Here is a 24,235-nt window from a genome sequence, read left to right as displayed (position 1 = left end):
CTCATAGATGTTCTTCAGAGAGTTTTTCAGTTCAGCTTTGTAAAGATAATTCTCTTAAAAAATGATAACTGCGTTTTTGCATTGCGAAAGCGGCTGTTTTGCATCGCAAAACAGCCGCTTTTACCGTGCAAAACCTACGCTTTTGGAACGCAAAACAATAGGTTTTACAATGCGCTGATATACAGGTTGTTATACAACAGTTACTCTTGCGAAAAATATTTACACCTCTATTGCCTTCTTTCCGTTCATAAAGCAAGGCGAGTTTGGGGTAATAGTTCGAGGACAAAGAAACTCCATTTCTTTTTGATTATAAGCCTATTAAATCATTGCCGATTCCTTCTTAAAGTATCTTATAAATAATATATTGGCGCAGTTCTCATACCGCACTCACGTACTTATAATAAAAATGCTTGTTATATGATTTGTGTATATTGATGAAAATTAGTACTTTTGCACTTAACTTAATGCAACATTCAATTTACATAGATAAATAAAAAACAACAACATAAATGAATATTTCATATAAATGGCTAAAGGAATACGTTGATTTCGACCTTGAACCACAGGATTTAGCGGCTGCGCTGACCTCAACAGGATTGGAAGTTGGAAGCGTAGAAGAGGTTGAAACTATCCGTGGCGGACTGAAAGGACTCTTTGTAGGCAAGGTGCTTACCTGCGAGGAACACCCCAATTCTGACCACTTACACGTTACAACGGTAGACCTTGGCAAAGGCGAGCCACAGCAAATAGTATGCGGTGCAGCCAATATAGCAGCAGGACAAAAGGTTATTGTAGCAGATTTAGGCTGCGTACTGTACGATGGCGACGACTCTTTCACTATCAAGAGAAGCAAGCTGAGAGGCGTCGAGAGCTTGGGAATGATTTGTGCTGAAGACGAAATCGGCGTAGGAACAAGCCACGACGGCATCATTGTTCTGCCCGAAGATGCACAAGTGGGTATGCCTGCAGCAGAGTATTACCAGCTCGATAGCGACTGGCTCATTGAAATAGACATTACTGCCAACCGTGCCGATGCGTTGAGCCATTACGGCGTAGCACGCGACCTTTACGCGTGGTTGAAGCAAAACGGATACGAAACATCGTTGCACCGCCCCGACTGCGATAAGTTTGCGGTAGACAACAACGACCTTCCTATCAAAGTAAAGATAGAAAACCCTGACGCCTGCCGCCGCTATGCGTGCCTCAGCATCACCGATTGCGAGGTAAAGGAAAGCCCACAATGGCTGAAAGACAGGCTCAATGTAATTGGCGTTCGCCCCATCAACAACATTGTAGACATTACCAACTACATTATGATGGCTTACGGACAACCTATGCACTGCTTCGATGCAGACATGGTAACAGGTAGGCAAATCATCGTGAAAGACAAGAACGAAGGCAAGAAGTTCATCACGCTCGACGGCGAGGAACACACGCTTGGCGAGCACGACCTTGCTATTTGCAACGCCGAAGAACCAATGTGCATTGCCGGAGTATTCGGCGGAAAAGGCAGCGGAACATACGAAAACACACGCAACGTAGTGTTGGAAAGTGCCTACTTCCACCCTACTTGGATTCGCAAGAGTGCGCGTCGCCACGGTCTTTCTACCGATTCGAGCTTCCGTTTCGAGCGTGGAATCGACCCCAACGGAACCATTTATGCCCTCAAGCAAGCAGCCATTCTCTGCAAAGAGCTGGCAGGCGGCAAGGTAAGTATGGAAGTTTGCGACGTATATCCTACGAAAATGGAAGGTTTCCCTGTTCGTTTGAACTACGAATATGCCGACCGCCTTATCGGAAAACAGCTCGGAGCCGACACGATTAAGAGCATTGCAACAAGTCTTGAAATGGAAATCGTGAAGGAAGATGCCGAAGGACTCGACCTTATCGTGCCTCCCTACCGTGTAGATGTAAAGCGTCCGTGCGACGTTATCGAGGATATTCTCCGCATTTACGGCTACAACAACGTTGAAATTCCAACCGAACTGAAGTCTTCTCTCACCATCGCCGAAGAGGCAGACAAGAACTTCCACAGGGAAGATATCGTGAGCGAGCAGCTTGTCGGCGCAGGTTTCAACGAGATATTGAACAACTCGCTTACCGCACAGGCTTACTATGAGGGCACAGAACTCAATGCCTATCCGTGGGAACAGACCGTAAAGATAATGAATCCGCTATCGAGCGACTTGGGTGTAATGCGCCAGACACTGCTCTTTGGTGGCTTGGAAAGCATTCGCCGCAACGTGAACCGCAAGGCGCAAAACCTAAGATTCTTTGAAGTCGGCAATACTTACAGGTACGAACAAGACAAGTGGAGCGAGGAAAACCCTATCAAGGCATACCGCCAAGAATACCATTTGGCACTCTGGATAACGGGCAAACGCGTGCAGGGTTCGTGGGCACACGCCGATGAGGAAAGCACTTTCTACGAACTGAAAGCCAACGTTGAGAACATTCTACGCCGTGTTGGAATGGCACAAAACGCACTTGTTGCCGAAACATCGCAGAACAACATCTTCGACAAAGGTATGGAACTGAAGACCCGCGGCGGTAAAACCATCGTTGAAATGGGTATCTTGAGCCACAAGCTATTGAAGAAAATGGACATCGCACAGGCTGTTTTCTATGCCGATGTGAACTGGACAGAGCTGATGAAAGCCATTCGCAAGAACAAGCTGCAGTTCCAGGAAATATCGAAATATCCAAGCGTCAGCCGCGACTTGGCACTCTTGTTGGATTCCAACATCGAGTTTGCACAGATAGAAGAGATTGCCCGCCAGAGCGAAAAGAAACTTCTGAAGAAAGTCGAACTCTTCGACGTTTACGAGGGCAAGAACCTCCCCGAAGGCAAAAAGAGCTACGCCGTGAACTTCATACTTCAAGACGAGACGAAGACTTTGAACGACAAAGCCATTGACGCCATTATGCAGAAATTAATTAAAAACATAACAACAAAACTCGGAGCAGAACTCCGATAAAACACAATTCCAATGGGAAGAGCATTTGAATATCGCAAGGCTGCAAAGCTAAAGAGATGGGGCCACATGGCTCGCACGTTTACAAAATTAGGTAAAGAAATTGCCATTGCCGTAAAGGCAGGCGGTCCTGAACCTGAAACCAACCCGCGCTTGCGTGCTATCATCGCAACCTGCAAACGCGAGAATATGCCAAAAGACAATATCCAGCGCGCCATTAAGAACGCAATGGGCAAGGACACGAGCGACTATAAAGAGGTGCCATACGAAGGATACGGCCCTCACGGAATAGCCATCTTTGTAGACACGCTGACCGACAACACCACCCGCACCGTGGGCGATGTCCGCTCTGTCTTCAACAAATTCAACGGAACACTCGGCACACAAGGCTCGTTGGCATTCCTTTTCGACCACAAAGCCGTGTTCTCTTTCAAGATTAAGGAAGGCATTGATATGGAAGAACTCATTCTCGACCTCATCGATTACGGTGTAGAAGACGAGTTCGACCAAGACGATGAAGAAGGCGAAATCACCATTTACGGCGAGCCTACCAGCTTTGGCGAAATACAAAAGCACTTGGAAGACAATGGTTTTGAAATCACCTCTGCCGAATTCACCCGCATTCCGAACGACCTAAAGGACGTTACCGACGAAGAACGCGAAACCATCGACAAGATGATTGAAAAGCTCGAAGACTTCGACGACGTACAGAATGTTTACACAAATATGAAACCAGCAGAGTAAAACGCTCCGCAGCATCATAGAAAATACAAAAGCCAACCCCACCAATAATGGGGTTGGCTTTTTCTTTATACTACTCCATCGCCTTTCTTTCTTAGCGTCAACAAAGTGGCTTTAGCAACAACGCATTACTGCTGAATATCATCAAACAAACACAAACAGAGCAGAACAATCAATATTTTGTAGGGGAAATACCACGCTGCAAAAACTCGCTAGGTACCTTAAAAACGCCAAAGAAAGGTGTAAATATTTTTCACAAGCCAAACTATTGCATAACTATTTCATTATCAACGTTTTATAAAACCTATTATTTTGCGTTGCAAAAGCGTAGGTTTTGCGCGGTAAAAGCGGCTGTTTTGCGTTGCAAAAGAGCCGCTTTCGCAATGTCAAATCGAAATTAGCGTTTTTCTTCGGAATAATCTTTACAAAACAAGAGGGGAAGTTTGGCATTGGCAAAAAGCAAAAAGCTGATAATACAGCCTTATGCTTTCATTTTGCTACGTATATCTTCTAAAAAACTAAAATACTGCGAAGTCCCTGCGTTAATTTCTTAAAATATCAAAAAATGTTTATTTTGTAAAATACGTTTCTTGTTAAATAAATACCTTTTTGTATCTTTGTAGGCATAGAACAAGACAATCAAACCTTTTCAATAAATAAAGGAGGAATATGAAGAACAACACAAGCAGAATTGCAGACTTTTCACAGTTGGTGGAAAATCTGAAGGAAACTGGCAACAAGAAGAATGTTGCAATTGTGTGGGCGGAAGACAGCCACACGCTCGAAGCTGTAGAAATGGCATACGAAGCGGGATTTGCCAATCCCATTTTGGTATGTTCGCAGCAGACAGCAGAAAAATACGAAGGCAAATACGAAATTCTTTTTGCAGACAATCCGCAGGACGCTTCCGAGAAAGCAGTGGCACTTGTGCGAGAAGGACGTGCCGATGCGCTGATGAAAGGCTTCGTGAATACCGATGTGCTGTTGCGTGCCATTCTTGACAAAGAAAAGGGAATATTGCCCAAAGGCAGCGTGCTGACACACATCACGGCAGCCAAACTGCCCACGTATCCGAAACTTTTGTTCTTCACCGACCCTGCCGTCATTCCGCATCCTACGCAGGAACAGCGTATGGCACAGATACGATACGTTACCGATTTCTGCCACGCGTTCCACATCGAGCAGCCTAAAATATCGCTCATTCACTGTTCTGAAAAGCCCGACGGAAAGCATTTCCCTTATACAGAAGGCTATTTGGAACTGAAAAAGATGGCTGCCGACGGTGCTTTCGGCGACTGTATCGTAGACGGGCCGCTCGATTTGAAGACGTCGTGCTCGGCAGAAGCACTGGCAGACAAGAAGATTGATTCGCCCATAGAGGGAGAAGCCGATGCCGTAATCTTCCCCGACATCGAGGCTGGCAACGTGTTCTACAAAGCCATAACGCTCTTTGCAGCAGCCGAAACCGCAGCCGTATTGCAGGGCACGCAGGTTCCTGTGGTGCTGGCAAGCCGCGGCGATACCGTAACATCGAAGTTTTACAGTATGGCACTTGCCACTATCATCTCTAAATCAAACAATTAATACTATATGGCATACAAGATTTTAGCGATTAACCCTGGGTCTACTTCTACCAAAATATCGGTAGCCCACGACATTGAACCGCTTTTCGTAGAAGATGTAAAGCACTTGCGCAGCGACCTTGAACATTTTCATACCATATTCGACCAGTATGAATACCGTAAGCAACACATACTTCAGGAATTGGAACGCCGCAACATTCCGCTCGACTTCGATGCTGTCGTAGGGCGTGGCGGACTTGCTAAGGCTGTTGAAAGTGGTGTATATAGAGTTACGCCAGAGATGATTGAAGACCAGCGAACAGCCCCTCACCAACACCCATGCGACCTCGGTTGCAAGTTGGCATACGAGATTGCAGAGATGATACCCGGCTGCCAGAGCTTCATTGCCGACCCCGGTGTGGTAGACGAAATGGCACCCGAAGCACACGTTACTGGACTTCCTGAAGTTCCACGCATCTGCATTTGGCACGCACTGAACCAGAAAGCAGTGGCTCGCCGCTATGCACGCGAAAACAATACATCGTACGAAAAGCTGAACCTTATTATCGCTCACCTCGGCGGTGGCATTTCTTTCGCAGCCCATCAGCAGGGACGTGCCATCGACGCCAACAACGCTTTGTCGGGCGACGGACCTTTCTCGCCAGAGCGTACAGGTACGCTGCCTATGCTCGAAATCGTTCGTTTGTGCTACAACAGCGGACTCAGCGAGGAGCAAATGATAAAGAAGATATGCTCGCAAGGCGGTTTGCTCGCACACTTGGGCACCAACGACTTCCGAGAAATAAGGAAACGCATCGACGCAGGCGACGACCACGCACAGCTCATCATATCGGCTATGATATGGAACGTGGCGAAGGCGATTGCTGCCGAAGGTGCTGTGCTCTGCGGAAAGATAGACGCCGTAATCCTCACAGGTGGTATGTGTTACAGCGAATACCTTGTTGGCGAACTGAAAAAGCGCATCAGCTACCTTGCCCCCGTCGTGGTTTACCCTGGTCAGGACGAAATGCTCGCCCTCACAGAGAATGCCTTGGCGGCGTTGGAAGGCAAGCAGGAAGTAAAGGTTTACTAAACCGTTGGGGCGTGAATCATCACGCTCGCAACACCCAATACATAGCCACGTTGGTGGCAGGAATGCAATAAACTGCTGCAAGAAAAGTGTAAATATTTTTCACAAGCGTAACTATTGCGTAACCAACTCGCTATCAACGCATTGCAAAACCTATTGTTTTGCATTCCAAAAGCGGCTCTTTTGCACGGTAAAAGCGTATGTTTTACGTTGCAAAAGAGCCGCTTTCGCAGTGCCAAATCGAAATTGCTGTTTTTCTTCGGAAGTATCTTTACAAAATCAAGGCTATTGTTAAGCTCTATCTTAGAGTTTCTAGAGGATTCTAGGAAAACTAGAAATTATAGATACCCTCCATTTTTCTTTGGAACTAGAAATACGATAAACTGTTCCAAATTCTTTATTCCGTGTAGAACTTAACCAACTTTGTGATGGCGCGTTGGCACACTGGGCAAAAGTTGGGGTTCTGGTTTGTGCGCATACGACAGTCGGGAAAGGCACGGTAAACGCCGTGTTTAGAGTAGCCCGCAGGCTCGTAAGCACCTATCTTCCACTTATCTTGCTTCGCATTGGGCTTGTCGAGGTCGGCTGGCTGCGGCGTTGGCAGCGGTGTATTCTTCGTTACCATATCCGCCCACTTCGATTTTAGGTCTACAAGCGTGGTAAGGTTGGGTTCCCAAGGTTCTATGTCGTGCGGATACATAGGCATATCGCCGTAGCCGTACTCGTCGCCCAAGCCTGCAAAAGAGTGTCCGAATTCGTGTACCACAACTGGCTTGAAAGCTGGGTGGCGCACCATAGAGAGGTTGTACGAGTTCAATATGCCTCCTCCGCCATAGTTTTCGGTGTTCACCAACACGATGATGTGCTCGTAAGGTGTGCCTGCCAACCAGTTGTGGAGGGTCTTCAGATGCAGCGTTGTAAGGTATCGGTCGCTGTAAAAGGTGTCGAAGTTGGAGTGTAGGGCGGTGTTCTTCCATATTCCTTTGCCAGGGATTGACGTGCCACTCTCTGCCGATGGCGACTTCACGGCTACCACATTGAAGCGGTTGCGCAACGATTTGAACGGCTCGTGGGCAAACAGTGCCTCCATCGCCGTGCGGCAATCGTTGAGGAAAGCGGGCATTTCGGCGTCGGTGTAGCCCTCTGCAATGTAGGCAATGTGTATGCAGCGTGTGGGGTCGGCAGCCTTTTGGAGAGTTTCGTAAGGCGTTACGTACTTCTCGCCGATGCGCCGTATCAGTATGTCGGTGGGCACAACGGTGTGTGTGAGCGTTGTCGTTACGCGGCGGCGGTTGTCGCGCAGTTCGATGGTAACGTCAGCAGTATCTTTTGGGAAAGGTACGAGGAAAACATTTTCGAACGATTTCTTGACGGTCTTCGCCTCATCGTAAGTGAGCCATTCTTGAAAAAGCGTAGAGAAAGAATTGCGGTAGATTACCTCCTTCGTGCGGTGGTCGCGCACCGTAATCTGACCGTTGCCCTCCAAAGGCAACTCGCTGAGCCTGTGTTTCTTACCATACCATCGTGGCATACGGCAAAGCTCGTCCACGGCAATGGTTTGTTGGTGGGCGTTTCCTGCGAAATTGTAGTCTATACGCAACGTTGCATCTTCAAAATAGCGTTGAAAATCCTGCGCAAAAGCAAAGGTGCCAGTAAGCAGGAGCAATAGCAATAAGTTTATTTTCCTCATTTTCAAATAGGTTTTTTCGTTTGTTTGCAAATTTAATAATATTTTTCCGATTTCGTCTACACATTATATATATTTATAGACGGCAGGGATATTATTCAGCAAAAAATTCGTAAATTTGCAGAAAAGAAACAATAATGAAGCATATTTCTTGGGGATTTATAGGCTGCGGAGAGGCTACGGAACGCAAGTCGGGAGCAGCTTTCAACGCTGTAACCGAGTCGCACGTGGAAGCCGTATGCAGCCGAAATGCCAGAAACGCACGCACTTACGCCAACCAACACGGCATACCACGCTGGTACACCGACGCACAACTGTTGGTGAACGACCCTAACGTGAACGCCATTTACATCGCTACGCCGCCCTCGGCGCACGCCACCTACGCCATTATGGCGATGCGGGCAGGCAAGCCTTGCTTAATAGAGAAGCCGTTGGCAGCGTCGTACGAAGACTGCGTGCGCATCAACCGCGTGTCCGAACAGACGGGCGTGCCCTGCTTTGTGGCTTACTATCGTCGCTATCTGCCTTATTTCAAGAAGGTGAAAGAGATTTTGCAGTGTGGCGCAATCGGCAAGGTGCTCACTATGCAGATACGCTTTGCCGTGCCTGCAACGGAACTCGAAGACGACAAATCGGACGAGCTGCCGTGGCGATTGCAGCCCCAAGAGGCAGGCAGAGGCTATTTCTACGACCTTGCGCCCCATCAGATTGACTTGCTTCAGAGTCTGTTCGGCGTCATCGTAAAGGCTCACGGATACACCGCAAACCGCACTGGGCTGTACGAAGTGGAAGATACGGTGAACGCAGTGTTCCGCTTTGAAAGCGGACTTTGTGGCAGTGGGTCGTGGAGTTTCACCGCTCACGAGAGTGCAAAGGAGGACTGTATCGAGATTTACGGCACGAAAGGGCGCGTCATCTTCTCGATTTACAACTATGAACCCATTACCCTTTACACCAGCGAAGGTATGCAATACCTCGACATAAAGAACCCTCATTATGTGCAAGAGCCCCTTATCCGTGCGGTGGTGCAAGACCTTCAAGGCTACGGTAAATGCGAAATCAACAGCATAGAAGCTACGCCTACCAACTGGGTAATGGACAGAATCTTAGGCAAATACTGACGCTATGCCCATCAAAGCCATCATATTCTGCTTGCTGATGCTGCTTTTCGCCCCCGCAACAAGGGCAGAAAGCAGTAGGAAAAACATATCCGAAAGCACAGAGTGGCAACGCCTCGACAGTGTGAAATGGCAACGACCCGACACCACAAAACGCTGGTTCCACCGACATTTGCGCAATATTGGAAAGACAATGGGCAAGATGAACGACATTGATACCACCTACATTGAACCGCAACGGTACAACTTTACGGCGATGATACAGAACACCAACAACTTTGAAGTGTATGTACTGAACAACCAACAACGCCACCATCTGACCCTTGCACCCGAACCAGCGATACGCATAGGTCCCTATCTGGGGTGGCGATGGATATTCCTTGGCTACACCATCGACATTAAACACCCATTCTTCAACAGTACGGAACAGAAGCGAAAGGAGTTCGACTTGAGTCTTTACAGTTCGAAAATAGGCTTCGACCTCTATTATCGGAAGACGGGACAGGACTTCAAGATACGCCGTTTGTCGATGGACGACAAAATCGACACAACCCCTTTGGAGGGTATGGAATTCGACGGAGTGGAGTCTACAGTAAAGGGTTTCAACATCTACTATATATTCAATCATCGCCGTTTCTCCTATCCTGCCGCCTTCAGTCAAAGCACCACACAGCGCAAATCGGCAGGCAGTCCGCTCATCGGCATCGGTTACACGAAGCACACGCTGAAGTTTGACTGGGCAGAATTTTACCGTTTGGCTTTCAAACACCTAAAGATAAACGGCAAGATAGAAGACATTGAGGACTTGCTCGAAACGGAAGAGATACGCTATACCAACATTTCCGTCAGCGGCGGCTACGCCTACAACTACGTGTTTGCACACAACTGGCTGCTTGCAGCATCGGCAACACTCGGTCTTGCCTACAAGCACAGCGGCGGAAAGATATTGGAAGACAACTTCTCGCTGCGCCGAATCATATCCAACAACATCAATTTCATCGGCACAACACGCTTCGGAGTGGTGTGGAACAACACAAAATGGTATGCTGGCACAAGTCTGATAATGCACTCATTCAGCTACCACCGCGAACATTTCTCTACACGCAACCTCTTCGGAAACCTGAATTTCTACGTCGGAATGAACTTCGGAAAGCGAGGAAAAGCAAAGCAAAACAAAGATAAAACAGCAACGAAATGAGGACAATAAGATTTTTTCTGCCACTCGCAATGTTTGCCCTGCTCTCGGTTGGCAACGCAACAACCACCCGAACCGTCCGCCACGCCTCTGCCCTTGCAGCTCAAAAGCACAGCCAACAAGGCACGAAAAAGGCTGCAACAACGGACGCCGACCGTATAGAACGCCTGCTTGCCGACCTGCTACCCTTACGTTCAAAACTGTCAAAGGAGGATATGATACTGAAAGTGGCACGCCATTTCATCGGCATTCCCTACGTTGCACACACGCTCGACCGCAACAGCGAGGAAACGCTCGTGGTGAACACGAGGGAGATGGACTGCACTACTTACCTCGAAAACGTTATCGCTGTGCTGCTCTGCGTAGACCGAAACCAAAGCCGTTTCAGCGATTTCACACGTATGTTGCAAAGCATTCGCTACCGACAGGGGCACCTTTCTTACGAAAACCGACTGCACTACTATCAGTGGTGGGTAACCGACAACCAGCAAATGGGCTTCGTCAAGGAAATAGAAACGCCGAATCCGCCCTTCACCGCCACACAACGGCTGAAGATAAACTACATGAGCGAGAACTACAAAAGCTACGATATGCTGCGCAACCACCCAAAACGCGTGGCAGCACTGAAGAAAATAGAAGACCAAACCAACGGCACAGTGGTGCGATACATACCCAAAAGCCAGCTTACAAACACTGCGTTGCTCCGCAAAGTAGTGCGCAACGGCGACATTATCGCCATTACCACCAACAAACGCAACCTCGACACAACGCATTTGGGCTTCGCCGTGTGGCACAGCGACGGACTTCACCTGCTGAACGCATCGAGTCTGAAGAAAAACGGCAAGCAAGTGGTAGAACCGAAAGAAACCCTTTACCAGTATCTAATGCAGCGACAGCAGAACCCAGGCATACGTGTGGCAAGGCTGATATTCGATAATCTTTGTTAATTCTTCCTAATTCGCACCCTTCGCAGTGCACAAACACAGCATTAATAAAAAGGAAATTCGTAACTTTGCACAGTTTTTATGCCGCTTAGGCTCGAATAAGTGCGGGAAAGATGCTCCGCCGCCTATCGGTCAAACCGTTTACAATAAATAAAATGTACGCAATTGTAGAAATTAACGGTCAGCAGTTTAAAGTCGAAGAAGGCAAGAAGCTCTTCGTAAACCACATCAAAGATGCGGAAGAAGGCAAGACTGTTGAGTTTGACAAAGTTCTGCTCTTAGACAACGAGGGAACAGTCACAGTTGGCGCACCTACTGTCAGTGGTGCAAAAGTAGTAGCCGAGGTGGTAAACCCACTTGTAAAGGGTGACAAGGTAATCGTCTTCAAGATGAAGCGTCGTAAGGACAGCCGCAAGAAGAACGGTCATCGCTCACACTTCACACAGGTAGAGATTAAAACAATTAACGCTTAAATTTAGGAGGACAAGAAATGGCTCATAAAAAAGGTGTCGGTAGTTCTAAGAACGGACGCGAATCACATTCAAAGCGTTTAGGTGTTAAAATCGGAGGTGGTCAGAAGATTATCGCAGGCAACATTATCGTACGCCAGCGCGGTAACAAGCACTACCCAGGTGAAAACGTAGCACAAGGTAAAGACGATACTCTCTACGCTCTCGCAAACGGTATCGTTTACTTCCACAGAGGCAAGTACAACAAGAGCAAGGTTTCTGTACTCTCTGAAGAAGCATACGCTGCAAAAACACAAACACCAGAAGCGTAAAGCAAAACAAACAAAACTATTCCAAACAAACAACATAGTCCCGAATTTCCATTGGAAATTCGGGATTTATGCATTTTAAAGGTATGTATAGGATAGAGCTTAACAACAGCCTTGATTTTGTAAAAATAATTTCTTTAGAAAACGGCAATTTCGATTTGGCGTTGCGAAAGCGGCTGTTTTGCAGTGCAAAACCTACGCTTTTACCGTGCAAAACAGCCGCTTTTGGAATGCAAAACAATAGGTTTTGCAAAGCATTGATATACAGATTGTTACACGATAGTTGTGCTTATGAAAAATATTTACACTGTTTTTACCTGTTTCCCACATATATAACAAGGTGTGCGAACGAAGCGGAAGAAGGTGCTAAAGCGAGGTAACAACCTTCCAAACTCTCTGTAAGCCGTATGGAAATGTAGCTTTTTTATTTGCTCTTACCAGCATAACGCTCCGTATTTTTACAATTCAGATACTTCCGTTTTGCCTATCTCCATCGCTGCAACCACTATTGTATTATTGAATTTACAAATGCCGCTTCCATCTTTTTCATCTTATCACAGAAATCTGCATACGATGATGCGTCTTTGCTAATTTCAATTCCATATATAGAAAGACTTGCAATACTTCCTTTCAGATATGAAGTAGGAATTTCAGACTGTGCTTGTTCCAATGGAGCAACAAAGCCTCCCTTCTCTACATGTAAAGCTGTTATATACGCAATCAATTGGTGTACATCGTCAGGTGCTACATTTGAGACCCTCTTATAGCTACCAAGTTGTTTGTATTTAGCGTCAAGTACCATATCGTCCTTATAGAAATCTGGATAACGAATGCCGCTACGGTCTTCAAAAAGGTATATACCACCTTTTTGAAGTTTATTTTCTGGGTGCTTAAACCCAACCTCACGCAAAATGGTATTCACATATTCTTCCCATAGCCATGCACCATCGAATAAGATACCGCAAACCTCTTTATCGTTTTCACCATACTTAACTTCTTCCATTCGTAGAATCTGTAAGCAAAGAATCTGCAGTGGTCGATATTCCGTATAGTATGAATGGTTCTTTATTCGGAGGTTTTTGCCCACGATATTGTTTCGTTCGTGCTTATTATATAAAGGTGTATGTTCAATAATTGCTTCTACGTTTTCTATTGTTTCGCGGTCTATATTCAAGACAGATTCTCCATATTTCTTGGTTTTCATAAACTCAATGGTATGTCTAACAAGTTCTGTCATATCGTTGTCGCGACTGTATTCACGAGTCGAATAGGCAATGTTGCCAACAAAAGGGATATTTCGTGCAATATGGCGACTTATGTCTATCGCTCCTCTAAGATTGGTATCATTATGTTTAAAGTGCTGATATTCTCTATATACACCTTGACGTAAAGCTGCTTTCAGGAAATACGGAAACATAAACATAATGAAATCGAATACATCTTCCTGTTCATTATTATGGTTGAGTTCGAAAAGATTGAACGACAAAACCTTCTGAAGCATATAATGCAATAGGTAATCATCGCGCCCAACATCAAACCTTGACCTAATCTTAATCCGCAGTTTGCCTACACCGATAAAGCCCATTATATTGCCAGTAGCAATGCGTACTTTTTCCGCATCATCGGTATTTAAGATGTTTATGACAGAAGAATCGCCAATCCTATCGTCAGATTCGTTGATGCTGTGTGGGAAGATGAGCAGGCTTTCGTTCTGCTTGCATAGTTCAGCAATCGTTTTATCTGCAATTGGAAACAAAGCAGCAATATCCTTTCGTAGGAATGTTTGGGTATCTGCCCGTCCGATATTGTTGTCTGTCAGATTAATTCTCATCTGCCAATTCTGTGGTATTTGAAAGCTCTTCTTCTTTTTTACCAAAGTAAGCTATGCTTAGTTGATTCATAATTTCGCCTGTATTGCGGAATCCACGAAGATATTCTCTCAGCAATGGCTCTATATTCATCTTCCATAACTTACCGAAATCGCCTCCGTTTTCGCCAAGTTTTCGGAAGTAAGCCGGTCCTATCATATAAGCAGCCCCTAATCCTTCCGTTTCTTCAATGGCTTTATTCAAACGCTCCATCTTTTCTTTGGCTTCCTCTACACACGACAGTTCGTCGAGCATAGATTCCGTATCGGCAGGCGTAACCTCTACCCAAGAAAAGCGACGGCGCATGGCAAAGTCCATATTCTCTACGCTACGGTCTATGTCGTTCATTGTTCCAATGATGTAAACATTCTCTGGAACAAAGAAACCGTCCTTGAATGGGTCACCATCTTCTATTATATTTTGGTATTGGGTATTCACTTTTCCCCTCTCACCCCTATATCCTGGGTCGATAGCAAAGAACAATTCGCCGAAGATTTTTGATATATCGCCACGGTTAATCTCATCAATTATGAACACATAATTCTTTCTATCAACTTTCGAAACTTCTACCGACGGCTCTTTAGCAGCTTGGTTTGAATCCTTAAAACTCTGCAAAGCTTTAACACAGAAGTCCTTAAAGACACCGTTACGCAGCTCAAATCCGAAGTTGTCGGAGTCTCTCACAGGGCGCAAACCTTCTACAAAGTCGGTGTAATCGTACGAGGGGTGGAACTGTACAAATGCCATTTCGTTGTCGGAACAACCCATTTCTTTGGCAATTGCCTGCGCCATAAACGTCTTACCAGTTCCGGGTGCACCCGTAAGAACTAAATTTTTGTTCTGCTCAAGCAGTTCTATGTATTTGGCATACTTCCTCGTAGGTTCATCGTTTCTTACACTGTTTATATGGTTTATTATGTCTTTATCCGTACATTCATCGATGATTCTTCGGTAACGGCCATATTTAGAGCCATCGAAATCTATCTGTCCTTGCCAGAAGTAGTTCACATTATAAGAGACAATAGTCGATGTATTTTCTTCCCTTATAGAACCTTTTTCGCTTGTAACTTCCCCTAGAATGAATATACGGAGACACGGTATATCTTGTTTTGGACCTTTGGTAAACGATGATTTTACAATAACAACATCACCCTTTTTTATTTTCTTGGCAAGCTTCAATTGGCGTTGTCCCTCCGTTGTCTTATCGAATATTCCTTCCCAAATACCTTCTTCTACAAAGCGGGGCAGTTGTGAATCCTCATCCTCATTGATGTGTCCAACACACCAATAACGAGCTCTCCACAACAACGAGTGAAGAAAACCAAGCTGTTTCGGGAATGAAACGAAGAGCGACCATAGCACATCTTGTGCTAAAAGCAAGTCTGACTTAACATAATTCTCAATAGATGGAGCCACCAAATCGTGCAGTTCATTGTCGTTTTCAACAATATGCAGAAGTGGCTTTATGAGTTCCATAAAATGAGAATAGCATTTACCTGCTGTCTTTGGTGGTATATTTAAATATTGGCAAATCGTTTTATATAGCCCATATTTATAAGTTGTATAGTTATTGGGGGCGATACAAGTCAGTATTGCTGATGCTGTACGTTCATCGTTTGCATAAAGGTTCTGCTTGTTATCGTTTGGAACATCTGCTGCTATATCTTTCATGGCGGCATAGAATTCCTGAATGCGCTTATCCAGCAATACTTGCCCATCTGTCAGTGATTGGATAGCTTCTTCAAGCTCTTTGGGACGTTCTTTTATCACAAAATCGAGCGTTGGACTAACCGAAGGTGTATAAACCAAATTCGTAACACGTACTTTATTGACAATGCTTATAAGGTCTTTGCCTTGGCATTCTGTTACAAGTTGCCACTTATAAGCCTCGTTCCATTTTTCATCATCAATACGAATATCCTTTCTTAGTTTTTTGTAACATTCAACCAAATACCAGTACAGATATTCTTTGATGGCTTCTGTCAGCTCTGGGCGAAGCCACCACTCAAACGTTCCCTCACTGTCTTTAGGCAGGTCTTTGCCTTCTGCCATAGGTACCAACCAATAGCATGGCTTTCCATTTGGACGGATAATCTGAAACCTGCCCAGCTTTTTCTGAACATATTTTCCACAATTGGTAATATAAGAATTGAGCGATTGAGGGTCGCCACCCAATTCATTGCAGATAGAAATGCAAGAACCTCGATGATTTGGGGCGTAGAACACCTTTATCAAAGCTTCTTTATAAGGGATAGGCATTGCAGAATCCTTCAGCAATTCCAGCCATTCCTCCTTGCTAACTCCGATGTCGCACGAAGCAACATCGCCCGTTTGAATAATATCTATTTTCTCCATACTGTTACCAATTGTTTTAATTTTGCGTTTAAAATATCCCTGTTATTTGCGATGTTATATAAACATCGCCAGTTCAAATATAGCAGATACCCTCAACCTTTTAGTGTTGCGAGTATAATATCAAATATAGTTAATCAGCTGTTCATAAACCAAATAGATTTAAGGTTCTGCTTTTTTGTTTCACAAAGGTAATGTTTTTTCTGGATAGCACAAACAGAAATACGCTGAAAAAACTTTCTTCTTATCGTTCGATTGGAGTATTTTTGTTTTGCCAACTCTATGCTTCTGAAAAACTAAAGAGAAATGCTCGCTTCCTTATAAGTTTCTTTTATGGTATCGGAAGCGTACAACTGAAACCGAAAAATATAGCAGAATGTTTGGAAGTATAACGAAAATATGGTGTTCTTGCAAGGTAGATGAAAACACAAGAAAAGCATTGTCTATGGTGGCAACTTTCTTTATGGTTTTGTAAAGATAATTCTGACGAAAAACGGTAATTTCGATTTGGCACTGCGAAAGCGGGTTCATCGCATAATTGCGTTGGTTTCATCATATAATCCGAGCAAGATTAACTCGAAGTATTTCTCATCTCTAAATCCATATGCCTTTCTCTTTATCATTTTTATCTTATTGTTTATTCCTTCGACTCTTGCATTGGATATTTGGTAATCATACCATGCTGATATTCCAGTTCTTCTGGCCATGAGTGAAGCCGCAGCCTTCTTGAAATAATAGAGCTTACTCTCTTGTGCCTGTCTGCACCAATACTCTAATTGTCTCAGAGCCTCTTCCTTGTTTTTCTGCATCCATATCTGATCTATGTCCTCGTACAGGTAATATGCAGTGGCCAAGGGTTTGTTTGTTTCTAATATATTATCCAGTCTCTTCTTATACTTCTTGTCTGATTTTTCAGGATCCTTCCTCAGCAGTATCCATCTATTACCTTTTATGACCTTCCTCTGTTCCATATCAGTGGTTTGCTTATATACGGAGCGTCTGGTCTTGTCCATCACTTGAGCTACGAGCTGTACGATATGGAACCTATCATATACATGTATCGCGTCGGGAGCATTTTGCCCTACTGAGGAAATGAATGCGGCGGAGAGGTCTGAGCTTACAACTTCTATCTTTACTTTCAATCTCTTTACTCTCCTCCAGAATTTTGCCAAGGCCTCCTTTGACCTCCCATTGCCTACATATACTACGCGAGTTCGGGTTAAGAAAGTCCTTTTAAAAGTTAGTAATCTCGTTAGTTTTTTGTAACTTTATAGTTGTAAATCAATAACTTACAAAACAGCCAAGCGATGATTACCAAAGACAAAGTTACGGAAATACTCTGTATTATTGATGAGTTTGACAAGAATTTGAATGTTGAACTGAGTAAAAACCTATGTTTACCATCTTATAACAGCAACGGAAAACGTTGCAGGAATCGTAAGGGAAGGCTTTCTGAGAGTGAAATCATGACAATCCTTGTGTGCTATCATTTCGGTACATATCGTAATTTCAAGGAGTATTATCAGAACTGTATCCGTGGCTGGCTCAGGCATGAATTCCCTGCGCTGCCATCTCCTATAACCGTTTTGTGGAACTCATGCCCCGTGTGTTCCTCAAGATGATGCTGTTCATGAAGCTCCATGCCTTCGGCAGGTGTACAGGCATAACGTTCGTTGACAGCACGATGATTCCTGTATGTCACAATGTAAGACGGAATTTCAATAAGGTCTTTGCTGGCCTTGCCAAGAACGGCAAGGGTACAATGGGCTGGTGTCATGGATTCAAGCTGCATCTGCTCTGCAATGATTCCGGCGAAGTGATAACGTTCTGTCTTACAGGGGCAAACGTAGATGACAGGGACAGGAGAGTGTGGTCGGTATATGTAGAAAAATCAAGGCAGTTAGAACTATTTGTATAATAAACTTATCCCGAACTGGCGTAGAGTGATAATCTTTCATTTCTGCCGAAACCTTGGCACTATCCACTACAATCTCCGCATGGAAAATCTTTTGGTCGATACGCTCATCAAAGTTATCGGACACCGCACCCAAAAACATACCTTGTGTGAAGTTGCTGATTTTGGAAGCCGGGATAAGGCTGTCCATCTGTGTGGAGATAGAGGTGGACTTGTCATTGCGGTTGATAGTCATAGACTGCCGCTGCTGGAGCACTTTGCCAAAACGTTCAGAGAGTGTTTTGGCAGTTTCTCCAACCACCTGCCCAGAGAACACATTACCCACCGTGTTCTGTATCACTTTGCTCTCCTTGTCCCCATAGTCCCTAGTTAATTGGCTAAAATCTTGAAAGCCCAAGCATACCGCAACCTTGTTGCTTCGAGCGGTAACGATAAGGTTATCCAATCCACGGAAGTAAATCGTTGGCAACTCGTCGATAATCACCGAGCTTTTAAGTTGCTTCTTCTTGTTGATGAGCTTCACGATACGGCTGTTGTAAAGTCCGAGAGCCGCCGAATAGATATTCTTACGGTCGGGATTGTTACATACAACCAACACCTTCGGCTCATTGGGATTGTTGATGTCGAGCGAGAAATCATCGCCCGTCATCACCCAATAGAGAGCAGGGCTTATCATACGGGACAGCGGTATCTTGGCACTGGCCATCTGTCCTTGTAACTGTTCTTGCGCTCCGCCCTCCCAAGGATCCATAAAGGGCGAAAGGTAGTTGGCAAGTTCATCGTAGGAAGTGAGTATCGGGAAGATCTGTGCGTAGGGACGGTTGAGAAATTCGATGGCATGAGGAAAGGTGCAATACTTCCCGTTCTCATAGATTTTCAGAAACCATATAATAGCTGCCAATAGGATAATCGGTGACTCAACAAAGAAATCTCCCTGTTTCTGTATCCACGAGCTGTTGAGGTTGAGCATAATGGTGTAGGCACTTTCATAGGCATCCGATATGTCTGTCATAAAGGCTGGATTGATGGGATTGCAGCGATGTGACTTTCTCGGATCATCGAAGTTGATTACATAGAACTGTGGCTTCACCTTGTAGGCATCCAAGTGATGAAGCAGGTGATTGTAAGCAATCTCGGAAAGGTCGGGAAACTTGTAGTCGTAGATATACATGGCAAAGCCTTTCTCTATTTGTTGCTTGATATAGTTGTTCACGATGGCATATGACTTGCCCGATCCCAGAGTACCCAGCACCATCGAAGCACGGAATGGATTGACCACGTTAATCCAACCTTTGTTCCACTTCTTCTTATAGTAGAAGCGTGTAGGAAGGTTTACCGAGTATTCATTTTCCATCAACCGTGTTTCCTGCATAAAACTCTCATTCTCAGTATTGAAAACATCGTCCATCAGATTGTTTTTCAGTAAACGGCTCATCCATACGCCACCCATCAGCAGACAGATATAACCCACAGACAGTGTGAAGATATAGAGCGTAGCTGCCCCAACCTTACCAATGGGCAATGCCAGCAGCCACCAGTTGAGAAAGAAAAAACGAAGCCGGAGAAAAGCACCGTCCAAATCTTTGGCTATGTGATTTTCTCTTCCTTTACGCCCTTTGTTCCCAAACAGGACAAAGCAAGAAATACCACACAAAAGAGTTTTGTCCAAAGGACAGACGAGAACAAGCCCGTCGTTCGCTGGAAATTTATCAGTATCTTGTTGATGATGCCAAACGTAAAGTGCCACTGCTGAAAAGCCTCGTAACAGAACCAATAACAGTTGAAAAGGAGGAATATCACCGATATACCCCACATAAAGTCCATGACTTTACCTAATGCCCTTAAATCATCTTCTTGTGCCATAATCGTATTATTTTGAAGCCTCCCCAACCCCTCCGAAGGGAGGATAGTTGGAAATACTCGTTTATTTAATGTTTTCTTCGTCTAGTATTTACCTTACTTAACGTGAGTTCGATATAAGAATTAAATGAAAATATTCCGTTTCTTTTTGATTATAAGTATATTAAGTCATTGTCTATTCTTCTTAAAATGGACTTGATTAGATAAAATACCTCACTGCATCTCTTTTAAGTGGTAATAAATACTCGAATTATAAGATTATTTCTTTATTTTGGGTTTATTAAATCTCTAAATGCCTTATAGATAATATATTGGAGAAATTTCTTATATCGAACTCACGTTACTTAGTTTTCGGAGCTTACGCTGCCACGCCGCCTCCTTCCAATCATCGTTGCCCGTAGATAGGAATGAACCATCTGCCATGTCTTCGATAAGCTCATCGACAAGGTTGTCGCTTTCCTCCGTATTTGGCTGCGAAGGGTGAACGGTTGCAGATTGATCCAAACGGACAGACGGACTGCCATACTTTGTTTCGTCCAAGAACGGGTTGTCCGTTGGATTGGAGAAATAGACGTTGAATATATTTGCGGAGTATCCCTTGCCCAACCGTGAGCCATTGAGAGCAATGCCCTCTTTATCATCAATGAAGGTAATGCCATAGATGCGTCCGCTTTCGTTCTTTCGCATTACCGCACGCAAGCCCTGTTCCTCCATTCGTTGCCGAAATTCTTCTGCTATCCGGGGAGAGGTACACATCACCTGTAACACCCTGTTCCTTATGGTGGGTATTAGCGGCTTAATAGCTTGCCTTGATTTCTGCATCCTGTTCTGCACGGCAGTATAGCCCACACCACGGCCAATGTCTGAGGCATGGATGGGTGTGCCTGCCTTATCACCCTTTCCATTGGTAGGGACATAGACAAGCCCGTCGTATTTCATCCCCCGAAACTCCGTCTTCACTTCTTCCACGGCAAGATTGTATGCGGAAAGAACAGCGTTCAATTCCCCAAAGGAACAGAAGCGATAACGCTTCAGAACCGTGCGGACAACGCTTGAGACCTGCTCCTTGATATTCCCTTTGCTGAGGTCTATCTTGGGCGTTTCTATTACCGCTTTCTCACCAACCTTTGAACTTGGAATCAGGTTGTATTTCCATTCCAAGGCATCAGTAATCAGTTTACTTCTTTTGCCCTCAAATTTGTCATTGATTTTTCTTCTATTACTATCCACCCGAAGCGACACAATATGTATATGCTCACGGGCGATGTCGTTATGCTTGAACACGATATAGGGTTGCTTGCCGTAGCCGAGTGCCTCCATATACTCCTTGGCAATCTGCACAAGAAGTTCATCAGAGAGTTTCTCGTCCGGATGCGGATTGAGCGAGCAATGGAACACCGTCTTTTTTGTTCGACACTTCTCCGGAATAGCCTTCTGCATATCGCTAAGCACCTTATCCATTCGGTAAGTACCGTCAAAGGCTTTCCTTAATTCATTTACGCATAGAACAGATATCTCGTCACGCTCCACCTTTTTGAAATTGTAGCCCAACGCCCCTCCGAGATTTTCTGTAGCTGAAATCTTGGCAATCATACTCGCTTATCTGTTATCAAATTGTTCGGTCAGCTGGATGGCTCTCTGTTGTAACGTAATAATTTGAGCAGACAATTTCTCCAACTTTTCAAGCAGAATTTGTGCGGTCTTCACGCTGTGATAGCTGTTAATGGCACGCACGGTCTGGTTGTACAGCACGCCAATTTTATGAATTTGAACAATTAGTTCGGAGAGTTTCCGATAGTAGTCCACGGCGGATTTATCCACCGTAATCACCTTGAAACTCTCGCCAAGAATACGTCCACGCACGAAATCCGACTTGTGTCCGCACCTGATTTATGAAACAAATCAATCCCCCGTTGCTGGTCTTTGAGGTTGGGAAGACGGGTATCCCATCTGTCCCATCGTTCTATCTTTTCGTTCATTGTTTTTATCCTTATCTAATTACGACTTTGGAGTAATTCTCTCCCCTTCGGGGCAAGGGTCTTTGTCGGCAGAAACGGAGTTTGTCGGACAAAGACACACCTTGCCAATATCAAGAGTTGATACGATTGAAGTATCCACCCTTTTGGGGTGTCTGCTTCGGGATATTACCTCTATGTATTATTCTCGCCTGCAAAGTTACAGCGGATTTTCAAATATCTCATTATCAATGATATTCACTCTTTTACCTTGCATTTCCCTGTACTTCACAGGTCGTTGAAACTTAGGATAAAACCTTGTTATTTTGCAACCAGACTCAGTTGAAAGACAGCTTGAAACCTATATGGATGAAGAGTCCAAAATAATGATTTCAACTTCAAAAATCTCAATCAAGAAAGGTTTGAACTGCGGATGGTTTTATGTTTTTGAGCTGGGTCAAAACCAGACTTTTAGGTCGAGTCAAAAATATGGTTTCAACAACAAATATGACATGACTTGTCAGTCAAGATATACATTAACTTATAACATAAGTAACAACCGACTATGAATATGGAAAAGAAAAGAAAAAAACAATCCCATCTATCTGGGCTTCGCCTCACAGAAAGGAGGAGTGGGTAAAAGCAGCCTTGCCGAAGTGCTGGCTTCCATACTATATTACGAAAAGAACATCTCTCTTGCCGTCGTGGACTGTGACGGTACGCAGGAATCGTTCTACAAACTCCGCGAACGCGACAGAGACCTTATCGAGTCCTCGCCCGAAATGAGCAAAGAGCTTCATGAACGCCTGTCTCGCTACGGCAAGAAATCATACCATATCGTCAGAAGCAAGCTGGAAAGAACCGTTTCCGATGTCATGAAATACCTTCGTAAAATGAAGACGGCACCGCAACTGATTATCTTTGACTTTCCTGGTCATGCCCTTACCAGTGCCATGATGGATTTGTCCATTACGATGGACTACATCATCTCACCTATAGAAGCCGACCCACAGTCGCTGGCATCGAGTTTTGCATACGCCAAGATAATCAGGGACTTGGGAATCGGCTTTGAGGGCTCACGCATTCAAGATTTCTTCTTGCTCTGGAACAAAATCAACCGCAGTGCCGGTACCACGGTCATCGACCTGTTCAGTCAGAATGCTGAGGAACAGGGACTGCCGATTTTCGATACCCGTATCTACAACTCCGTCCGCTTCAGCAGGGAATTGGCACAAGGGGGTGTCAAAGGTGTATTCCGCTGCTCCTACCTACCCCCTGCACCGGCCCTCCGCCCTCAGACTGGAGTGGATGAGTGGGTAAAGGAGGTCATGGAGAAACTCAACCTGAAAACTGAGAACGGCGTATGAAATCACTGAAAGAGCAACGTGAAAAGCTGCTTCAAGCGAAATTGGAGGAGATGGCAGACATTGGTGTCAAGAAGCGCACAGAGGAGAACACACCAGACTTTGACGACCCCATAGATTTGGATGATGATTCAGACTCTGTGGAAGAAGATGCAAGTGCCTCTCTTTCTAAAATTGACGAACAGGAGGAAATACCGGAAGAAACTTCGTTTAATGGCAACAATGCCAAAACAGCGCAGCCCTCGAAAAGAAAGAGAAATGCCAGAACGAAGGATTCTTCCCCAGCAATGGACTTTCCTGAATACGAACAGCGATTTCTGACGGGTGTCCGCAACGGGCGCAACAAGTCGGGCTTCAGCATCCATACCGAGATACTCCAGATACTGCGTGATGTGCTGAACGACATCAGGTCGGAGGCTTCCATCACGGGGTATATAGAGAGTATCCTTCTCGACCATTTGAAAACGTATCAGGATTTGTTGAACCATACCGCCTCACAGCGCAGGCGCGATAAAACCATAGACTTATGATAATCAATTTATTGTTAGGCGTATTGCTTTTGCTGGGTATAGCATGGATAGCCCTCGGCATCGCATATCTCTGGAGGCTGTTCTAAGACTCTACAACCCAATCGGGGGAAAACAACCCGAACCGGAAAGGAAACGGGCAAGGCGAACGTCCAAAGTCTTCCGTTCCCCAAGAGCAGATTGACAATGCCCGCCATATTTTGGTGGGCAGGAGCAAACCTTTCATTTCCCCGTCTGTCCCCGATGTTTCCCCAACTGAAAATCCAGCCGATAATCCCAATACCTTTGCAGCGGAAAACTCTCC

General features: G+C 45.0%; 16 protein-coding genes and 4 pseudogenes (1 of these 20 cut by a window edge). 13 read left to right on the top strand and 7 right to left on the bottom strand.

Annotated features, from left to right (window positions below; translation table 11 throughout):
• The first annotated feature begins 509 nt into the window (after positions 1-509).
• The 4 genes from pheT (at position 510) to buk (ending at position 6,371) form a co-directional block, all read left to right on the top strand.
• On the top strand, positions 510-2,978 hold the full coding sequence (pheT, locus tag BWX39_RS09545; RefSeq protein WP_028905324.1) for a phenylalanine--tRNA ligase subunit beta: 2,469 nt from the start codon (positions 510-512) through the stop codon (positions 2,976-2,978).
• Between the two features lie 12 nt (positions 2,979-2,990).
• Positions 2,991-3,719, top strand: coding sequence for a YebC/PmpR family DNA-binding transcriptional regulator (locus BWX39_RS09540; RefSeq protein WP_014708454.1), 729 nt, complete (start codon positions 2,991-2,993; stop codon positions 3,717-3,719).
• A 666-nt stretch (positions 3,720-4,385) separates the two neighbouring features.
• Positions 4,386-5,300 (top strand): phosphate acyltransferase, encoded by a 915-nt coding sequence (locus BWX39_RS09530; protein WP_028905325.1) that lies wholly within the window; start codon positions 4,386-4,388, stop codon positions 5,298-5,300.
• A gap of 6 nt (positions 5,301-5,306) precedes the next feature.
• Positions 5,307-6,371, top strand: coding sequence for a butyrate kinase (buk, locus tag BWX39_RS09525; RefSeq protein WP_028905326.1), 1,065 nt, complete (start codon positions 5,307-5,309; stop codon positions 6,369-6,371).
• 394 nt (positions 6,372-6,765) lie between these two features.
• On the opposite strand, the gene BWX39_RS09515 is transcribed toward buk, so the two are convergent.
• A complete protein-coding gene (locus BWX39_RS09515) occupies positions 6,766-8,058 on the bottom strand; it encodes a M64 family metallopeptidase (protein WP_028905327.1) in 1,293 nt (430 codons plus the stop codon).
• A 134-nt stretch (positions 8,059-8,192) separates the two neighbouring features.
• Here BWX39_RS09515 and BWX39_RS09510 point away from each other — a divergent pair, with 134 nt between their 5' ends.
• The 5 genes from BWX39_RS09510 (at position 8,193) to rpmA (ending at position 12,093) form a co-directional block, all read left to right on the top strand.
• Complete coding sequence (locus BWX39_RS09510) at positions 8,193-9,176, top strand: Gfo/Idh/MocA family protein (RefSeq protein WP_028905328.1); 984 nt, start codon at positions 8,193-8,195, stop codon at positions 9,174-9,176.
• Between the two features lie 4 nt (positions 9,177-9,180).
• Positions 9,181-10,371, top strand: a complete 1,191-nt coding sequence (locus tag BWX39_RS09505; RefSeq protein WP_028905329.1) for a DUF4421 domain-containing protein — start codon at positions 9,181-9,183, stop codon at positions 10,369-10,371.
• Positions 10,368-11,315: an N-acetylmuramoyl-L-alanine amidase-like domain-containing protein gene (locus BWX39_RS09500; RefSeq protein ID WP_028905330.1), complete on the top strand. Its 948-nt coding sequence runs from the start codon at positions 10,368-10,370 to the stop codon at positions 11,313-11,315. The genes BWX39_RS09505 and BWX39_RS09500 overlap by 4 nt, the downstream gene beginning before the upstream one ends.
• 152 nt (positions 11,316-11,467) lie before the next feature.
• The gene (rplU, locus tag BWX39_RS09495; protein ID WP_014708379.1) at positions 11,468-11,785 is read left to right on the top strand and encodes a 50S ribosomal protein L21; all 318 of its coding nucleotides are present in this window, start codon (positions 11,468-11,470) and stop codon (positions 11,783-11,785) included.
• A 17-nt stretch (positions 11,786-11,802) separates the two neighbouring features.
• The gene (gene rpmA, locus BWX39_RS09490; RefSeq protein ID WP_014708378.1) at positions 11,803-12,093 is read left to right on the top strand and encodes a 50S ribosomal protein L27; all 291 of its coding nucleotides are present in this window, start codon (positions 11,803-11,805) and stop codon (positions 12,091-12,093) included.
• A gap of 502 nt (positions 12,094-12,595) precedes the next feature.
• Here rpmA and BWX39_RS09480 read toward each other — a convergent pair.
• The 3 genes and pseudogenes from BWX39_RS09480 to BWX39_RS09465 form a co-directional block, all read right to left on the bottom strand.
• Positions 12,596-13,921 (bottom strand): McrC family protein, encoded by a 1,326-nt coding sequence (locus BWX39_RS09480; RefSeq protein WP_028905331.1) that lies wholly within the window; start codon positions 13,919-13,921, stop codon positions 12,596-12,598.
• Positions 13,911-16,313 carry an AAA family ATPase gene (locus BWX39_RS12630; RefSeq protein ID WP_051129489.1) on the bottom strand — a complete coding sequence of 801 codons (2,403 nt, stop codon included), beginning with the start codon at positions 16,311-16,313 and terminating at the stop codon, positions 13,911-13,913. The genes BWX39_RS09480 and BWX39_RS12630 overlap by 11 nt, the downstream gene beginning before the upstream one ends.
• A 524-nt stretch (positions 16,314-16,837) precedes the next feature.
• A pseudogene (locus BWX39_RS09465) lies at positions 16,838-17,521 on the bottom strand (ISL3 family transposase); the annotation flags it as partial.
• Between the two features lie 96 nt (positions 17,522-17,617).
• Here BWX39_RS09465 and BWX39_RS09460 point away from each other — a divergent pair.
• A pseudogene (locus BWX39_RS09460) lies at positions 17,618-18,198 on the top strand (transposase); the annotation flags it as partial.
• Here BWX39_RS09460 and mobC read toward each other — a convergent pair.
• From mobC to BWX39_RS09445, 3 genes and pseudogenes are all read right to left on the bottom strand, one after another.
• Positions 18,143-20,040 (bottom strand): annotated as a pseudogene (gene mobC / locus BWX39_RS09455) (conjugal transfer protein MobC). The pseudogenes BWX39_RS09460 and mobC overlap by 56 nt on opposite strands.
• Positions 20,041-20,409: 369 nt before the next feature.
• Positions 20,410-21,678, bottom strand: coding sequence for a conjugal transfer protein MobB (gene mobB, locus BWX39_RS09450; protein ID WP_028905955.1), 1,269 nt, complete (start codon positions 21,676-21,678; stop codon positions 20,410-20,412).
• A 6-nt stretch (positions 21,679-21,684) separates the two neighbouring features.
• A pseudogene (locus tag BWX39_RS09445) lies at positions 21,685-22,064 on the bottom strand (plasmid mobilization protein).
• A 608-nt stretch (positions 22,065-22,672) separates the two neighbouring features.
• Here BWX39_RS09445 and BWX39_RS09440 point away from each other — a divergent pair.
• From BWX39_RS09440 to BWX39_RS09430, 3 genes are all read left to right on the top strand, one after another.
• On the top strand, positions 22,673-23,407 hold the full coding sequence (locus BWX39_RS09440; RefSeq protein WP_394333103.1) for a P-loop NTPase family protein: 735 nt from the start codon (positions 22,673-22,675) through the stop codon (positions 23,405-23,407).
• A complete protein-coding gene (locus BWX39_RS09435) occupies positions 23,404-23,934 on the top strand; it encodes a DUF3408 domain-containing protein (RefSeq protein WP_028905953.1) in 531 nt (176 codons plus the stop codon). Before BWX39_RS09440 ends, BWX39_RS09435 begins: the two co-directional genes overlap by 4 nt.
• 176 nt (positions 23,935-24,110) lie before the next feature.
• Positions 24,111-24,235 carry the start of a hypothetical protein gene (locus tag BWX39_RS09430; RefSeq protein WP_244271532.1) on the top strand. It continues 412 nt past the right edge of the window, so only the first 125 of its 537 coding nucleotides appear in the window; the start codon lies at positions 24,111-24,113; its stop codon lies off the right edge, out of view.

The sequence above is a fragment of the Prevotella intermedia ATCC 25611 = DSM 20706 genome (assembly GCF_001953955.1).
GTDB lineage: Bacteria > Bacteroidota > Bacteroidia > Bacteroidales > Bacteroidaceae > Prevotella > Prevotella intermedia.
This window is presented reverse-complemented; position numbering and strand designations above follow the sequence as displayed.

Excerpts from the sequence above, each read along its gene's own strand:
- pheT (WP_028905324.1), top strand. The coding sequence starts at position 510 with ATGAATATTTCATATAAATGGCTAAAGGAATACGTTGATTTCGACCTT.
- BWX39_RS09540 (WP_014708454.1), top strand. The coding sequence starts at position 2,991 with ATGGGAAGAGCATTTGAATATCGCAAGGCTGCAAAGCTAAAGAGATGG.
- BWX39_RS09530 (WP_028905325.1), top strand. The coding sequence starts at position 4,386 with ATGAAGAACAACACAAGCAGAATTGCAGACTTTTCACAGTTGGTGGAA.
- buk (WP_028905326.1), top strand. The coding sequence starts at position 5,307 with ATGGCATACAAGATTTTAGCGATTAACCCTGGGTCTACTTCTACCAAA.
- BWX39_RS09515 (WP_028905327.1), bottom strand. The coding sequence starts at position 8,058 with ATGAGGAAAATAAACTTATTGCTATTGCTCCTGCTTACTGGCACCTTT.
- BWX39_RS09510 (WP_028905328.1), top strand. The coding sequence starts at position 8,193 with ATGAAGCATATTTCTTGGGGATTTATAGGCTGCGGAGAGGCTACGGAA.
- BWX39_RS09505 (WP_028905329.1), top strand. The coding sequence starts at position 9,181 with ATGCCCATCAAAGCCATCATATTCTGCTTGCTGATGCTGCTTTTCGCC.
- BWX39_RS09500 (WP_028905330.1), top strand. The coding sequence starts at position 10,368 with ATGAGGACAATAAGATTTTTTCTGCCACTCGCAATGTTTGCCCTGCTC.
- rplU (WP_014708379.1), top strand. The coding sequence starts at position 11,468 with ATGTACGCAATTGTAGAAATTAACGGTCAGCAGTTTAAAGTCGAAGAA.
- rpmA (WP_014708378.1), top strand. The coding sequence starts at position 11,803 with ATGGCTCATAAAAAAGGTGTCGGTAGTTCTAAGAACGGACGCGAATCA.
- BWX39_RS09480 (WP_028905331.1), bottom strand. The coding sequence starts at position 13,921 with ATGAGAATTAATCTGACAGACAACAATATCGGACGGGCAGATACCCAA.
- BWX39_RS12630 (WP_051129489.1), bottom strand. The coding sequence starts at position 16,313 with ATGGAGAAAATAGATATTATTCAAACGGGCGATGTTGCTTCGTGCGAC.
- mobB (WP_028905955.1), bottom strand. The coding sequence starts at position 21,678 with ATGATTGCCAAGATTTCAGCTACAGAAAATCTCGGAGGGGCGTTGGGC.
- BWX39_RS09435 (WP_028905953.1), top strand. The coding sequence starts at position 23,404 with ATGAAATCACTGAAAGAGCAACGTGAAAAGCTGCTTCAAGCGAAATTG.